The 16,514-nt window shown below is 33.3% G+C and carries 10 protein-coding genes; 3 read left to right on the forward strand and 7 right to left on the reverse strand.

Annotated elements, in window-relative coordinates:
- Window positions 1-5 precede the first annotated feature (5 nt).
- The 6 genes from purL to SOI85_RS06345 all read right to left on the reverse strand — a co-directional run bounded on the left by purL (window position 6) and on the right by SOI85_RS06345 (window position 8,208).
- Window positions 6-2,402, reverse strand: a complete 2,397-nt coding sequence (purL, locus tag SOI85_RS06320) for a phosphoribosylformylglycinamidine synthase subunit PurL (RefSeq protein ID WP_320663566.1) — start codon at window positions 2,400-2,402, stop codon at window positions 6-8.
- A gap of 3 nt (window positions 2,403-2,405) precedes the next feature.
- Entirely contained in the window at window positions 2,406-3,161 is a 756-nt protein-coding gene (locus SOI85_RS06325; protein WP_320663567.1) for a PRC-barrel domain containing protein, read from the reverse strand.
- 1 nt (window position 3,162) lies between these two features.
- Window positions 3,163-4,296, reverse strand: a complete 1,134-nt coding sequence (gene dnaN / locus SOI85_RS06330; RefSeq protein WP_320663568.1) for a DNA polymerase III subunit beta — start codon at window positions 4,294-4,296, stop codon at window positions 3,163-3,165.
- Window positions 4,297-4,673: 377 nt separating this feature from the next.
- The gene (thrC, locus tag SOI85_RS06335; protein WP_320663569.1) at window positions 4,674-5,780 is read right to left on the reverse strand and encodes a threonine synthase; all 1,107 of its coding nucleotides are present in this window, start codon (window positions 5,778-5,780) and stop codon (window positions 4,674-4,676) included.
- Between the two features lies 1 nt (window position 5,781).
- The gene (locus SOI85_RS06340; RefSeq protein ID WP_320663570.1) at window positions 5,782-6,318 is read right to left on the reverse strand and encodes an alpha/beta hydrolase; all 537 of its coding nucleotides are present in this window, start codon (window positions 6,316-6,318) and stop codon (window positions 5,782-5,784) included.
- 39 nt (window positions 6,319-6,357) lie between these two features.
- Entirely contained in the window at window positions 6,358-8,208 is a 1,851-nt protein-coding gene (locus SOI85_RS06345; protein WP_320663571.1) for an ABC1 kinase family protein, read from the reverse strand.
- 78 nt (window positions 8,209-8,286) lie between these two features.
- Between SOI85_RS06345 and SOI85_RS06350 the strand changes: the two genes are divergently transcribed.
- The 3 genes from SOI85_RS06350 to SOI85_RS06360 all read left to right on the forward strand — a co-directional run bounded on the left by SOI85_RS06350 (window position 8,287) and on the right by SOI85_RS06360 (window position 15,306).
- Complete coding sequence (locus SOI85_RS06350; RefSeq protein ID WP_320663572.1) at window positions 8,287-9,972, forward strand: DNA repair protein RecN; 1,686 nt, start codon at window positions 8,287-8,289, stop codon at window positions 9,970-9,972.
- Window positions 9,973-10,016: 44 nt separating this feature from the next.
- A complete protein-coding gene (gene uvrA / locus SOI85_RS06355) occupies window positions 10,017-12,959 on the forward strand; it encodes an excinuclease ABC subunit UvrA (RefSeq protein WP_320663573.1) in 2,943 nt (980 codons plus the stop codon).
- Window positions 12,960-13,176: 217 nt separating this feature from the next.
- A complete protein-coding gene (locus SOI85_RS06360; protein ID WP_320663574.1) occupies window positions 13,177-15,306 on the forward strand; it encodes an HAD family hydrolase in 2,130 nt (709 codons plus the stop codon).
- On the opposite strand, the gene purT is transcribed toward SOI85_RS06360, so the two are convergent.
- A complete protein-coding gene (gene purT, locus SOI85_RS06365; protein ID WP_414477784.1) occupies window positions 15,296-16,480 on the reverse strand; it encodes a formate-dependent phosphoribosylglycinamide formyltransferase in 1,185 nt (394 codons plus the stop codon). The two genes, SOI85_RS06360 and purT, sit on opposite strands and share 11 nt — an antisense overlap.
- Window positions 16,481-16,514: the final 34 nt, after the last annotated feature.

Here is a 16,514-nt window from a genome sequence, read left to right on the forward strand (position 1 = left end):
AAAATTTAAAACTTATTATTAATTCTACTTGAAAGAGAATTTTCAAAAGCAAATCTTAACTTTGATATAGGAATATCTACTAATGAACAATTATTTTGAGTAATAAATAAATGATTTACCTTTTGAACAACTCCTAGTTTAGTTAAATTAATGTCTTTAGACCTACTATTATTAAATTCATTTACTAAAGAACTAATATTTTTTTGATTAGAAGGGGAGACACTAATTATAATTCTTGCTCCTCCTTCAGCAAATAACAAACGATCAATACGTGAATTTAATGAAGGAAGGTTTATTTTAGCACCATATTTTGAAGAAATAGAACACTCAGATATAGCAATTGCTATACCTCCATCACTCACATCATGAGCTGATTCAATATAACGTTTAGAAATAGCTTCACGTAAAAAAGCTTGAACTTGCTTTTCTAAATCTAAATCAATTTCAGGAGGTCTACCTGTTATTAATTCATGAATAAATTCTAAATAAGCCGATCCAGAAAGGGTTACTCTACTATCTATTTTATTATCAAAAGGTAAACCTAATAAATAAATTATATCTTGGTCATTTTTCCATGATGGAGTACAAATATTATTTAAATCATCCAATAAACCAACCATTCCAATAATTGGAGTTGGTTGTATTGGTTTAACTGTATTATCTATTTCTTTAGTTTCATTATACAACGAGACATTTCCTCCAATAACTGGTGTCTCCATTTTTCTACATGCAATAGATAATCCTTCACAAGATGAAGCTAACTGCCAAAAACCTATTTCATTTTGAGGAGAAGAAAAATTTAAATTATCAGTAACAGCAAGGGGTAAAGCTCCTACACAACTAATGTTTCTAGCAGCTTCTGCAACTGCGGCCATACTTCCTCTTGCTGGGTCTAAGTAAACCCATCTATTAGGACAATCAACAACAGCAGCAATTCCTTTGTTGCTATTTTTTGTAGAATTAGAATCGTCCTGTGAACGAATCCTTATAATTGCAGCATCAGCTAAACCTGGACCTAGAACTGTATTAGATTGAACTTGATAGTCATATTGATTATAAATCCAACTTTTTGAAGCAATGGAAGGGGAGTCTAATAAATTTAGTAAAATTTGATTCCAAGAAATTAATTTATCTTTTTTATAAATGCCCTTCAAAGTTTCTTTATCTAATAAACTTTCGGTCCATTTCCAATGATTTTGAATAAATTTAGGAGGCTCTTTTAATACACTATGTTTTTCTACAGGTGTATCATCAGCTAATGCTGTCGTTGGAACATCTGCAACTATTTGTTTATTATGAATAACTCTTACTCTCTTTTCTGGAATAACTTTTCCAACAATAGAAGCATAAAGCCCCCATTTAGTAAAACGATTCATCAACTTAGACTCTAAACCAGGTTTAACAACAAAGAGCATCCTTTCCTGTGATTCTGATAAAAGAAATTCATATGCAGTCATCCCTTTCTCTCTAGCTGGTACAGAGTCAAGATCTAATTCAATACCTACATCTCCTTTGGCTGCCATTTCAGATGAACTACATGTAAGACCAGCTGCTCCCATATCTTGTGCTGCTATTACATCCCCAGCCTTAAAAGCTTCTAAACATGCTTCTATAAGACCTTTTTCAAAAAACGGATCTCCAACTTGTACAGCAGGTCTATCATCATAAGAAGAATCAGTAAGTTCCGCACTAGCAAAACTTGCACCACCCATTCCATCTCTACCTGTTGTATTACCTACATAAACAACAGAATATCCAATACCTTTGGCTCCAGAACAAACAATATCTTGTGTTTCCATTAAGCCTATAGCCATTGCATTAACTAAAGGATTTCCTGAATAGCTTTCATCAAAAACAACTTCTCCTCCAACTGTAGGTACTCCTACACAATTTCCATAATGAGCAATTCCTGAAACTACTCCCTGTATTAAAGATATATTCTTTTCCTTATTTAAAGGGCCAAATCTTAGAGCGTTTAATATTGCAATAGGACGTGCACCCATAGTAAAAATATCTCTTAGAATTCCTCCTACACCTGTTGCAGCTCCTTGAAAAGGTTCTATAGCTGAAGGGTGATTGTGACTTTCTATTTTAAAAACTAATCTATCTCCATTTCCAATATCTATAACACCTGCATTTTCACCTGGACCAACTAATACATGAGGTGCTTTTGTTGGAAAATTTTGTAATAAAGGTCTAGAATTTCTATAACAACAATGTTCAGACCACATTACTCCAAACATTCCTAACTCAGTTCTATTTGGAGCTCTATTTAATCGTTGACATATTTCAACAAAATCTTCTTCTTTTAATCCTTCTTTAATTAAAGCTTTTACAATATCATAATCACAAGTAAATTCGTTGGAATTTAAAATATTTAGAAAATTATCACTCTGTGTCATAGATCAAATCCAAGGGTCAGAATCATTATTATTTGACTTATTATAAGACTCTGTAGGGTCTAAATCATATTGTAGTTCTTTGTTTTCATAATTACTTCTAACATTATCAAAACTATCTTTTGTATTTGAAAAACCTATGGTTCTATCTTCCCAGGGAGATTCTTCTAACCATCCTTCTAATTTATTAGTTGCAACATTAGTAATATCTTGAATTTGATTTCTCCAGCCTTTACTTTTCTTTAAAATTTCTTCTTTAACACTTGCTCTTAACAAAGGAAGATCATCTAGGGAGTTTAAATTAGACAAAATCATACCTGGCTGTTGATCCTTAATATGATCTATTTTTAATGACCAACGACTAGAACCTGGTATTCTAGGATTACTTCTAGAAACAAGATAATATAATATTCTGCCAGAATTATAATTAAAAACTAAATCTACTAAAGTAGCTATTTTAAGTCCATTCTTATTTAAAAGAGTTGTGTTTATCAAAGAAGGAATTCTATCTAAAGTAGGTTGGTCAGAAACAGAAGGCAATCCTTTAACATAAATAAATTCATTTGATATTTTCTTTAACTGATCAAGCCTCCAAACTTCCTTATGAAGATTTAAAGAAGAAGTACTAGTTACCCATCCCAAAACCCTATGAACAGGTGGATGCATCCAAACCATATATCCTTTACCATGATCTATACCTTGATCACACCTAACAATTAGCTGTGAAAAATCAGATAATAATATATTATTTAGATTAACCAATTTAACTTCTGATTTGAACAGGCATTACTAGGTATATAAATTTTAATTCTTCTGAAACTGGTGAAAAAATTGCAGGTGTTGTAGGTGAATTACATTTTAAAATTACTTCTTCAGAAGAAATAACTTTTAAACCTTCAAGTAAATATCTTACATTAAAAGCTATTTGATCTATATTTCCATTTGTTTTTACGGGTATTGATTCAGAACCACTTCCTACATCTTGAGCGTCTGCACTTATTAAAACAGTATTATTATTGTTCGTTAATTTAATAATATTATTATGCTGATCGGCTAAGACAGCTACTCTTTCTAAGGATGCAATAAAATCCAAGCGATTAAATTGAAGTTCATTTGAAAATTCGTCTGGTATCAATTGTAAATAATTAGGATAAATTCCATCTAATGTCCTAGTAGTAACTATTTGGTCTGAAGCCATAAACACTACTTGACCTTGATCTGAAAAGAAACTTATAGATTCAGCATCTTTACAACTACCTATAAACCTTTCAACTTCTCTCAAAGATCTTGCAGGAAGAGTTAATGAAAAATTTTCTTCATTATCGTTATCTAAAATATTTGATAAATTAAAAACAGCCAATCTATGACCATCAGTTGCAGCCGCCTCAAAAGAAGAACTTTTAAAATTTAAATTAACACCTGTTAAAAGTTGTTTAGCTTCATCATTACTACTCGCAAAAAGAGTAGACCTTAAAGAATTAACAAATTCAGAGGCATTTAATTTAATAGAATTGCCACTTTCTACTAAAGGTAGATCAGGAAAATCATCTGAAGGCATTCCTCTAACTTGATAAGTGCCAGATTTGCTTTTCAGTGAAACCATCTCACCGTTTTCATCAGTTTCAAAAACTACAGGTGATTCATTTGATAATTTTGAAATAATTTCTACTAATAATTTTGCAGGAAGTGTTATTGCACCACTAATTTCGACTGAAGCAGTTAAAAAAGTCTGAATACCAAGGCTTAAATCAAATCCTGTTAAACTTAAGCGATTTGTACTTTGGTCAGCTGTTAAGAGGACATTAGCCAAAATAGGGTGAGTTGGTTTTGTAGCTACAGCCCTACTCACCAACTGGAGAGCAGAGTTCAAATCAGTTTGAGAACAAGTAAGTCTCATTAAATAAAAAAATTGAGAACCTTAAAGGCGATAACTAAGGATTTCATAGCTATTTCAGAAGCGCAATACCCTTAAAAAAATCGATATCTTTGTTTTCTTTTTCTAATTCTATTTCAAAGAAAATATATGAATAGTAGTAGTAGAAGCTGAGGAAACTGTGGAAATTACCCATAAAGCATTGGTAAGACTACTCTTTATGGAATCATTGTATGTTGAAAAAAAAAATTAAAAGTTAAAAAACAAACCTTTTCCACAAAAAATTATATGTGTGAAAAATCTTAGAAAATAAATAATTCAAGTTTTTGCCTTTTCTCCACAAAAAATGAACTAAACAATATTTAAACTCCACAGACACTTTTTTTTTTGACCACTTCTTTTTAAAGTTTCATTGCTTTGACTACGTCATTAATAGTTGGATCTAAATTTGTATGGAATATTGCATCATTATTATTAATTGCACAATCTGGGTCTTTTAACCCATTTCCAGTTAACACACAAACGATTGTGGAATCTTTTGGTACTTCTCTTTTAAGTTTTAATAGTCCAGCTACGGAGGCTGCACTGGCAGGCTCGCAAAAAATACCTTCCTTTTCTCCCAGTAATTTATATGCTCTTATAATTTCTTCATCAGTTATTGCTAGAAACTTCCCATTGCTTTCTTTTTTCACTTTTAATGCTTTTTCCCTATTTACAGGATTACCAATTCGTATAGCCGTAGCTATTGTTTGAGGTTCATGTATTATTTTTTCATGAACTAGTGGAGCTGAACCGCTTGCTTGAAATCCCAACATTCTTGGTAACTTATCTGACCTCTTATGTTTAAAATATTCTTGAAATCCCATCCAATAAGCACTGATATTTCCTGCATTTCCCATAGGGATACATAACCAATCTGGTGCATTTCCTAATGACTCAATGATTTCAAAAGCCGATGTTTTTTGCCCTTCTAATCTGAATGGATTTACAGAGTTAACTAAAGTTACAGGATATTGAGTAGATATTTCTCTTACTATATCTAATGCTTTATCAAAATTACCATTTATAGAAATAACCTCTGCCCCGTATACAAGTGCTTGAGCTAATTTTCCTTGAGCAACATATCCTTCTGGAATTAAAACAAATGCTCTCATGTTTCCTCTTTTTGCATATGCTGCTGCAGAAGCTGAAGTGTTTCCAGTACTTGCACAAATAACAGCTTCACAATTATTTTCTTTTGCTTTGCTTATTGCCATAGTCATTCCTCTATCTTTAAATGAACCTGTAGGATTTAGACCGTCGTATTTAACATATACTTTTACATTTTTTCCAATTTCTTCTGATACAGATCTTATATAAATTAACGGTGTTGCTCCTTCTTGAAGAGTTATTATTGGTGTTTTTTCACTTACTGGTAACCATTGCATATAAGCTTCGATTAAACCAGGCCAGGTTTTGTGAACAGTATTTTTCTTAAATGAATTTTTTATAGTTTTGATAAAAGACATTTTAAATAGAATTAATGTTTTTAAGTTTGTCTAATGGAGATCCACTAAAAAATTCTACAAGATCATTCATTGATTCAACTTTATTAATAACTTTACTTAAAGCTGAATAATTAATAGCTATATTTTTATTTGGATAGGATTTTAAAAATTGAATTAAATTTATTCTTCCATTTCCTTTTACTATTCCATTAATTAAAGCTGCTCTTATCGCCGGAACACTTATTGATTTATTTTCTACTTTATTTGGATAGATTATTTCAGCTACTCTCGATAAAATAACGGAACCTATCTTACTATTTATAAGTTTACTTGTAAGTACTAGAGGAGCTTCGTACTCTTGGTTTAACAAGTCAGAAATTTCATCTTTATTTTGATTAGTTAGCTTTATAATTTTTTTTAATGAACCTTTCAGTTTTTTTGTTTTTGCTAGATGATCTAGTGATTCAACTGATATTGATCTACTTAATATACCTTTATAAATTATAATATTCTCTGCACAATTAACTTTTTCACAATAAATAAATGAATTGATTGTCATCAAACAACTTATAGTTAAGGAGGTAAAAAGGAACTTCATTTAGACTTCTACTCCTGCAGCAATTTTTACTAACCTGACCATACCTTTTTCACTCGTTTTTTTGAAAACGTCTAAGCCCATTTTTCTTGTTACAGGCTCCTTAATTATTCTTGGTATCTTTTTGAAAAACATTCTTTTTTTGAAGCCAGGAATAACATTAACAATGTTATTTACTTTATTATTAGTCTTTAGATTTAATTTATAATTATTTAATGATTTTTCAATGGTTTTTGATCTTAGTTTTACTGGTAAACCATGATTTATTTTTTGAATAGCACCCCAACTCAATCTATCTAACTTTTCTGCGATTATTTTTACTATTTCATTTCTTAAAACAAGTCCTTTTTCAGAAAAGATAAAATTAATTATTTGATCTAGTAAATCATCAATATTTAATTCAGCTTCTAAAGTCGCACTTCCAATCAAGTCTTCAAGTCTTTCCCACATAAAAGCATTTTTATCAAATAACATTTCTTTTAGACTTTCTCTTAAGCCCGGGTCTTCATCTTCTATTAATCTTTTAGCAAAGTAAGGATAAGCTGCTCCTAAGATTTTAAATTTTGGATCAACACTTAAGGCTATCCCTTCTAGAGTTATTAGAGATCTAATGATTAAGGCATAATAAGGTGGGAGTTGGAATGGAAATTTATACATTACACCGGATAAATCATCGGTCACACGTTTAAAGTCCATTTTATTCACACCTACTTTTACAGCTTTACTAAAGACTTTTTCAAAAGCAGGAACAATAGGTTCTAAATTGACTTCTCGTGGTAAAAACCCAAGCTCAACAAAATCTTTAGATAATTTATCAAAATTCTTATTAACTAAATGTACTACAGCTTTTATAAGTCCAGTCCTAGATTCTTTTGTTACGTTGCTCATCATTCCAAAATCTAAATAACATAATTTTCCATTCTTTAAGGCTAAAATATTTCCTGGGTGAGGATCTGCATGGAAAAAACCGTGCTCTAACAATTGTTGTAGACTACAACTAACTCCTATCTCAATCATTTCTTTAGGCTTGAAACCTAATTCTTTTACTTTTTCGATATTTGTTAGTTTTACACCGTCAATCCATTCCATTGTTAGTACTCTTCTACTTGTTACTTCTCTATATATTTTAGGAACAGCAATTTGTTCATTATGCTTGTGCAACTCTCTAAATCTTTCTGCATTGTCAGCTTCATTTAAATAATCCATTTCTTCAAATACTCTTTTACCTAATTCATCTATTAATGCGACTAAGTCACTTCGAATAAGTTTAATATTAGCTTTTAGCCAATATGCAATGTTTCTTACTATATATAAATCAAGAGTGATTTGCTCTCTTAAACCTGGCCTTTGAACTTTTACTGCAACTATATGCCCATTCTTTAAAATTCCTTTATGCACTTGTCCAAGTGATGCAGCAGAAATAGGTTCTTTTTCTATTTTTTCAAAGATATCGTGAATTTCTACATTTAAATCTTGTTCGATACATGCCATTGCTAGATCTCCATCGAACCCTGGAAGTTGATCTTGAAGTTGGGCTAGTTCTTCTAGGACTAATTGTGGTACAACATCGGGCCTTGTTGAGAGAGCTTGTCCCGCTTTTATAAATGCTGGGCCTAGCTTTACTAATAAATTTGTAAACTCTTTTGATCGATCACGTGCTTTTTCTTGATCTTTAAGTACACCAATAGTTTTCTCCCAAAAAATTTTCCCAAGAAACAGTGCAATTGGAATTAATGTTTGCCAAAGTCTTGTTAAAAGTCGACTTGGGTTTCTTTGATATATTCTTCTTATTGCTTCAGGGTCATATTCCAGTAGGCCTGCTGCCTCAATAAAATCATTTACTTCGTCTGCCATATTTTATGGCGGTAGAGCTCTACCCCCTTCTAATTTCCTAGTAGTCTAGCTACCGTTTAGTCGGTTACTTAGATAAATGTGCTCAGAAGCCTAAGAATTAAGAATATTGCTCTTCTTAAGAGCCAAGATATTCTATTTAAAAAAGGTTTCACAGTTATTACTGGTGAGACAGGTTCAGGAAAATCAATACTTTTGGATTCAATTGATCTTTTATTAGGTGGCCAATTAACAGCGGGCACAAGACTTTTTGTACCAAACAAAGAAATGTGCTCTATAGAAGCAATTTTCTCTTTAACAGAACCTTTAAAAAAATTGTTAAAAAATCTTTCAATAGATTATGAAAATAATGAAGTTTTAATTACTAGAGAATGGCGTTTTAATGAAGGTCGTGCCACAAGCCGAAGTCGAATAAATGGGATTTTTATTAATAAAAATCAGTCTCTTCAAATACGTAATTCTTTGATTGATTTTACTTTTCAAGGATATTCATATAAATTGAACTCTCCATCACAACAACTTGATTGTTTAGATGCAGCAGGACATACATTATTGGGAAAAGTAAAATCACAAGTGTCTTTAAGCTGGAATAATTGGGTTAGATTAAGAGATGAATTAAAAATTATTAATAATAAATTTGATTTGATTAAAATCAAACATCAAGAAATGGAAGAATGTTTAGATGAGTTAAATAAGGCAGATTTGACCGAAGACAATGAAATTACAAAACTTAAAATTGAACAAGATAGATTAGTTAATAGTGTTACTCTTAAATCTTCTATAGAAAAGATATTATTTATATTAAAAGAAGGGACAGATCAAATTCCTTCTTTATATGATCAACTTTCATTATGTTCCCATGATTTAAAAAATTTGCTTCAATATGACAATACAGTAGAAACTCATAATGAAGAATGTCTAAATCTTTTAGACAATTTTAATCGGTTTACTGTTTCATTGGAGTCCTATTACTCTACTTTAGATGCAGATCCGGGAAGACTTGAAGAGGTTCAAATAAGATTAAACTTTCTTAGAAGCTTAGAAAAAAAATATAATATGGACCTTTCACAATTGATCCACAAAAGAGATCAAATACTTGAAGAGTTATATAATATTGACATTAAAAATACTGTTGATCAGTGTTCTAAAAAAGAAGAATTAGCAAGATTAGAAAGAGATAAGAATAATTCTTTATTATCTGATTTAAGGAAAAAAATTGCTCAAGAATTTGAGACAAACCTTATGAAGGCTCTTAGACCATTAGGTTTGTTAAATGTCCGCTTCAAAATTCAAATTGATGCCAATGAACCTAATCAAAGCGGATCAGATTCTGTCAGATTTTTGTTTTCGGCTAATCCAGGAGAAAAGATGCTTCCAATTGAACAAATTGCTTCTGGAGGAGAAATGTCAAGATTCATATTGGCCTTAAAAGCAACCCTTGCTTATAGAGAAACATCAAAAATTTTTATCTTTGATGAAATTGACTCTGGTGTCAGCGGAAAAGTGTGTGAAGCAATTGGGAAGTTATTAAAGGATTTGTCTAAAAATGGCCAGGTATTGTGTGTAACACATCAGCCAATTGTTGCGGCAGCGGCTGACCACCACCTTTGTGTAACTAAGTCTGTAAACGGAGGAATTACTAGCTCTAACGTCAAAGATCTTAATAATCTTTCTGATCGACAAAAAGAATTAGCAGAGCTTGCTGGAGGAGAAATTCACGATGCATCTCTTTATGCGGCCAGCTTGCTGGAACAACAAGTAGCTTAATAGGTTAAAAACTCTTTAGAATAAAAACTTATATTTTTTCCCACATGGGAAGCTCTAAAAACAAGTCTGAACAAAATCAATTAAATGACGTTCCCTTGGAAGAGGTAATACGTGTTAGAGGAGCTCGACAACACAATCTTAAGAATGTTGATCTAACTCTTCCTCGGAATAAATTGGTTGTTTTTACTGGGGTGAGTGGCAGCGGTAAAAGTTCTTTAGCTTTTGACACTATTTTTGCTGAAGGACAACGAAGATATGTAGAAAGCCTTTCTGCTTATGCAAGGCAATTTTTGGGTCAAGTAGATAAACCTGACGTTGATGCTATTGAAGGTTTATCTCCGGCAATTTCTATTGATCAGAAATCAACAAGTCATAATCCAAGATCAACAGTGGGAACTGTTACTGAAATCCAAGATTATTTGAGATTATTATTTGGTCGTGCTGGGGATCCCCATTGTCCACAATGTGAAAGACCAATTACTCCTCAAACGATTGATGAGATGGTTGATCAAATACTTACTTTGCCAGAAGGCACTCGTTATCAATTACTTGCTCCAGTAGTTCGTGGTAAAAAAGGAACTCATGCAAAGCTTTTATCTGGTTTGGCTGCAGAAGGTTTTGCTAGAGTAAGAATTAATAAAGAAGTTAGAGAATTATCTGACAATATTGAGCTTGATAAAAATCATTCGCATTCCATAGAAGTTGTTGTTGATCGTTTAATTGCACGAGAAGGAATACAAGAACGTTTAAGTGATTCCTTAACTACGACCTTAAAAAGAGGAGATGGTTTGGCTTTGGTAGAGGTTGTACCGAAAAAAAATGAGGAATTACCAGAAGGTCTTGAAAGAGAAAGGTTGTATTCAGAGAATTTCGCATGTCCTGTTCATGGTGCTGTTATAGAAGAACTTTCACCAAGGTTATTCTCATTTAATAGTCCATATGGTGCGTGCTCCGAATGTCATGGTATGGGCTATTTGAAGAAATTCACTGCAGAAAGAGTGATCCCTGATCCTTCTTTGCCGGTTTATGCTGCAGTTGCTCCATGGAGTGAGAAAGATAATTCTTATTATTTTTCTTTATTATATTCAGTCGGTGAGGCTTTTGGGTTTGAAATTAAGTCTTGTTGGAAGGATTTAACGCCGGAACAAATACAAATCCTATTACATGGAAGCGAGAAATCAATATTGATAAAAGTTGATAGTAGATATAGCAAAAGCTCAGGTTTTAAAAGACCTTTTGAGGGTATTTTACCTATTCTTGAACGACAACTAAATGATGCAAATGGTGAATCAATAAAGCAGAAATTAGAAAAATATTTAGAATTAGTACCTTGTGAGAGTTGCTGTGGAAAACGATTGTGCCCAGAAGCACTAGCTGTTAAAATTGGACCTTATTCAATAACAGATTTAACTTCAATTAGTGTTTCCGAAACACTTGAACATATAGAAAAGTTGATGGGTGTTAGTGAATCGAAGAAATCTTCACCTTTGCTAACTTCTAGACAAATACAAATAGGCGAACTCGTATTACGAGAGATTCGTTTGCGATTGCAATTTTTGCTTGATGTAGGTCTTGATTATTTGAGTTTAGATAGACCTGCAATGACACTTTCTGGAGGAGAAGCTCAAAGAATTCGTTTGGCTACCCAAATAGGAGCTGGCTTAACAGGTGTTCTTTATGTGCTTGATGAACCAAGCATTGGTTTGCATCAAAGAGATAATGATCGTTTATTATCTACATTAAGGAGATTGCGTGACTTAGGAAATACATTAGTTGTTGTAGAACATGATGAAGATACAATTAGAGCTGCGGATTATTTGGTAGATATAGGTCCAGGTGCTGGAATTCATGGAGGCAAAATAGTTGCTAAAGGTTCTATAGACGATGTCTTAACTGCAAAGGATTCTCTTACTGGTGCTTATTTAAGTGGGAGGTCTTCTATACCTACACCAATTAAACGTAGAAAAGACGGGTCAAGACATTTACGGTTAATCGACTGCCAACTAAATAATTTAAAAAATGTTTCTGTGGACTTCCCTTTGGGACGTTTGGTTTCTGTTACTGGTGTCAGTGGCAGTGGTAAAAGTACTTTAATTAATGAGTTGCTGCATCCAGCTCTTAGTAATTCTTTGGGACTCAAAGTTCCTTTTCCTAAGGGCTTAGGTGAATTAAGGGGGTCACATTCTATTGATAAGGTTATTGTTATAGATCAATCTCCGATTGGGCGAACGCCTCGTTCCAACCCTGCTACTTATACAGGTGCTTTTGATCCTATACGACAGGTTTTTGCGGCATCTATTGAGGCAAAGGCTCGTGGTTATCAGGTTGGTCAATTTAGCTTTAACGTAAAGGGAGGTCGTTGTGAAGCATGTAGAGGCCAAGGGGTTAATGTTATTGAAATGAATTTTTTACCTGATGTCTATGTTCAATGCGACGTATGCAAGGGAGCTAGATTTAATAGAGAGACATTACAAGTCAGATATAAAGGATACACAATTTCAGATGTTTTAGAGATGACTGTTGAACAGGCTGTAGAGGTCTTCTCTACACTTCCTCAAGCAGCAGATAGATTACGTACTTTATTAGATGTTGGCCTTGGCTATATTAAATTGGGACAACCCGCTCCAACACTTTCTGGTGGAGAAGCCCAAAGGGTTAAATTAGCTACTGAGTTATCTCGTCGTGCAACAGGTAAAACACTTTATTTAATTGACGAGCCAACTACGGGACTTAGTTTTTTTGACGTTCATAAACTGATGGACGTTATTCAGAGATTAGTAGATAAGGGAAATTCAATTATTGTCATTGAACATAATCTTGACGTAATTAGATGTTCCGATTGGATTATTGATATGGGCCCAGAAGGTGGAGATAAAGGTGGTGAAATTATAGCTATTGGAACTCCTGAGGATGTTGTTAATAATTCTTCAAGTCATACCGCTCGTTATTTAAAAAAGGTCCTGTCTATACACCCTCCTAAAAAATAAATTTTTATTATGAATGAATTTAATCGATAATTTTTATAAATATAACTTAGCATTTTTAAAAATAAAAAATCTTTTCTTCTTTTATAATCTCTCTAATCGCCTATAGCCATTGCCTTTTCTTTGATTTCTTATTATCCAGGGCTAAATCCGTTATCTTTTCTTAAGTTTTAAATGGCTCGAAATGACTTAAGGATGCAGAAGTTTATGGAGATGTGAGATGGGCTTACAACTCCTACATTTGAATATTCACGGATTAATCCGTTCACATGACCTTGAATTGGGACGTGATGCAGATACAGGAGGCCAGACTCTTTATGTATTAGAGCTAGTTAAGGGATTAGCGTCTCGCCCAGAAGTTGAAAAAGTTGATTTAGTTACACGTTTAATTCAGGATAGAAAAGTTTCTTCTGATTATTCTCAGAGCAAGGAGTTTATTTCTCCAGGTGCTTCAATCTTAAGATTTCCTTTTGGACCTAAACGTTATATCCGAAAGGAATTGTTGTGGCCATATTTAGACGATTTAGCAGATTTATTAGTTAATCATCTTCAAGAACAAGACAGACTTCCTGATTGGATTCATGCTCATTATGCAGATGCTGGTTACGTAGGAGCTTTAATTAATAGACGATTGGGTATTCCACTTGTTTTTACAGGACATTCTCTAGGACGGGAAAAACAACGAAGGATGCTTGCTGCGGGTGTTGACTATGATCAAATCGAGCAAAATTTTTCTATAAGTCGTCGTATTGAAGCAGAAGAATTAGCTTTAGCTCATTCTAATTTAGTAATTACGAGTACCCAACAAGAAGCTGATCATCAATATTCCCGTTATGGCAAATCAGGATCTCAATGTATAGAAGTTATTCCTCCTGGTGTTGACTCTAAACGATTTCATTCAACCCATATAGCGACTGAGACCCAGGCAGTTGACGATTTATTAGATCCTTTTCTTCGAGATATTTCTTTGCCTCCTCTTTTGGCTATTTCAAGAGCCGTACCAAAAAAGAATATTCCTGCATTGGTTGAAGTTTATGGACGTTCTTCTGTTCTTAGACAAAGGCACAATCTTGTTTTGGTTTTAGGTTGCCGTGAGGACTCGCGTCAATTAGACAAGCAACAAAGAGATGTTTTCCAGCAAATTTTTGATTTAGTTGATCGATATAATTTATATGGGAAGGTTGCATACCCTAAACACCATCGTCGCGATCAAATACCTTCAATTTATCGATGGGCATCTAATAAAGGAGGATTGTTTGTAAATCCTGCGCTAACTGAACCTTTTGGTTTGACTTTGCTTGAAGCAGCGGCCTGTGGTTTGCCTATGGTGGCGACTGATGATGGAGGTCCAAGAGATATATTAGCTAGCTGTAACAATGGGCTACTTGCGGATGTCTCAGATTTAGAGTCTTTACAAGATACTCTTGAAATAGCAGGATCCAAGAATAGTAAATGGATTACTTGGAGTAATAATGGAATTGAAGCGATTTCACGACATTTCACTTGGGACGCACATGTTTGTAATTACATAGCCTTAATGGAAAGACGTCTTAAAGATGTTCAAAATAGAAGTTGGATTATTGGAAACCAGCATAAAATAAATCCTTTAGGCCAAAGATTGTTATTTTTAGATTTGGATAGCAATCTAGAAAAACCTGATGGCGATAGTTTATCGTTATTAAGAAATGGACTTGCAAAAGAAAACTCGAAGGTCATAAACAAATTAGGAGTTTTAACTGGACGTTCTCTTAAATCAGCTAGATATAGATTTTCGGAATTACATTTACCTGATCCATCTGTTTGGATTTGTAGAGCTGGTACTGAGATTTATTATCATCAAGAAAGTCAAGAAGATATATTCTGGCAATCATCTATTTGTATTGATTGGGATCGAGAAGGCGTAGAAAATGCTCTGTCTGAGTTAACCGATTATTTAGAACCTCAACGAATAGAGCAACAAAGTGAATACAAGTTGAGCTATTTGGTTAAACAGCCAGATGAATCAATTTTACCTTTAGTGAGAAAACGATTAAGGCAAAATGGGTATGCAGCAATGCCTTATTTGCGTTGTCATTGGTATTTAGATGTTGTTCCTTTAAGGGCTTCTAGAGCTGAGGCTATTAGATATTTGGCGATACGTTGGGATTTGTCATTAGAGCAAGTATTTGTAGTAGCAAGCCAACAAGGTGATGCAGAATTGATCACAGGTTTAACAACGACTCTTGTACCGGCTGAGCATGATCCCTCGTTAGATGGATATAGGTCCCAAAAACGAGTCTATTTTGCGTCTAAGTCTCAGGATGGATTAATTAAAGGATTTAATCATTATCGTTTTTTTCTCAACCGTTAGTTTTGTTTTTAGAGTTGATTAGTGTTACTAAGCTTGCTGACTTGTCTGCTTTTTGTTTCGCATGATTAATATCTTCACCAGTTGCTAAGACTACACCCATACGTCTATTTTCTTTTGCACTAGGTTTTCCAAAAAGAAACAATTGAGTACCTTCATAATTCAACGCCTTATCTACTCCTTCATAGTTAATACTATCCATTATACTTTCTGCAAGAATAACTCTGCTTGCTCCTGCTTCTTTTCTAATAATTTTGGGTATAGGCAATCCTAGGATAGCTCTTATATGTAGTTCAAATTCATTTAAATTCTGAGTGATAATAGTAACTAGACCCGTATCATGTGGTCGAGGTGATAATTCAGAAAAAATCACTTCTTCACCACGAATAAAGAATTCGACTCCAAAAATCCCAAAACCGCCTAGCTTATCTGTTACTTGTTTTGCCATTTGTTTTGCTTCTTCTAACAATGGCTGTTTCATTTTGGCAGGTTGCCAGCTGCATTGATAATCACCGTTAGCTTGTTCATGGCCAATAGGGTCGCAAAATAATGTAGGACCATTTTCTTGCCGAATAGTGAGTAGTGTTATTTCGAAATCAAACTCAATAAATTCTTCTATAATTACACAATTAGAGTGTCCTCTGGATGCTTCCATAGCAAAGTCCCAACCTTTTATTAAATCTTTTTTTGTTTTCACCAAACTTTGACCTTTTCCAGATGAACTCATTATTGGTTTAATTATTAATGGGTATTGGAAATAATTAGATTTCTCTTCAAGTTCAATTTTGTTATTTGCATATTCGAATTTAGCGGTTTTTAGCTTTAATTCTTTAGAAGCTAGATTTCTAATTTTATCTCTATTCATTGTTATAGCTGTTGCTTGTGCATTAGGAATTACCTTGACACCTTTTTTTTCAATTTCAATTAATGTTTCTACATCAATCGCTTCTATTTCTGGAACTATTATGTCAGGCTTTCTTTTAAAGATTATATCTTTAAGTTTATTACCATCATTCATATCTAACACTTCAGCTACGTCTGCAACTTGCATTGCTGGTGCATTTGGGTATCTATCACATGCTATTACTTTGCATCCCAGTCTTTGAGCTGCTATTGCAATTTCTTTCCCAAGTTCCCCACTCCCAAGGAGTAAGATTGTTTTAGGTAAAATACGCATCTTAAAAAACGTTTCTTTCAGGTTAGATTTTGAT

The organism is Prochlorococcus sp. MIT 1223 (assembly GCF_034092465.1).
Taxonomy (GTDB): domain Bacteria; phylum Cyanobacteriota; class Cyanobacteriia; order PCC-6307; family Cyanobiaceae; genus AG-402-N21.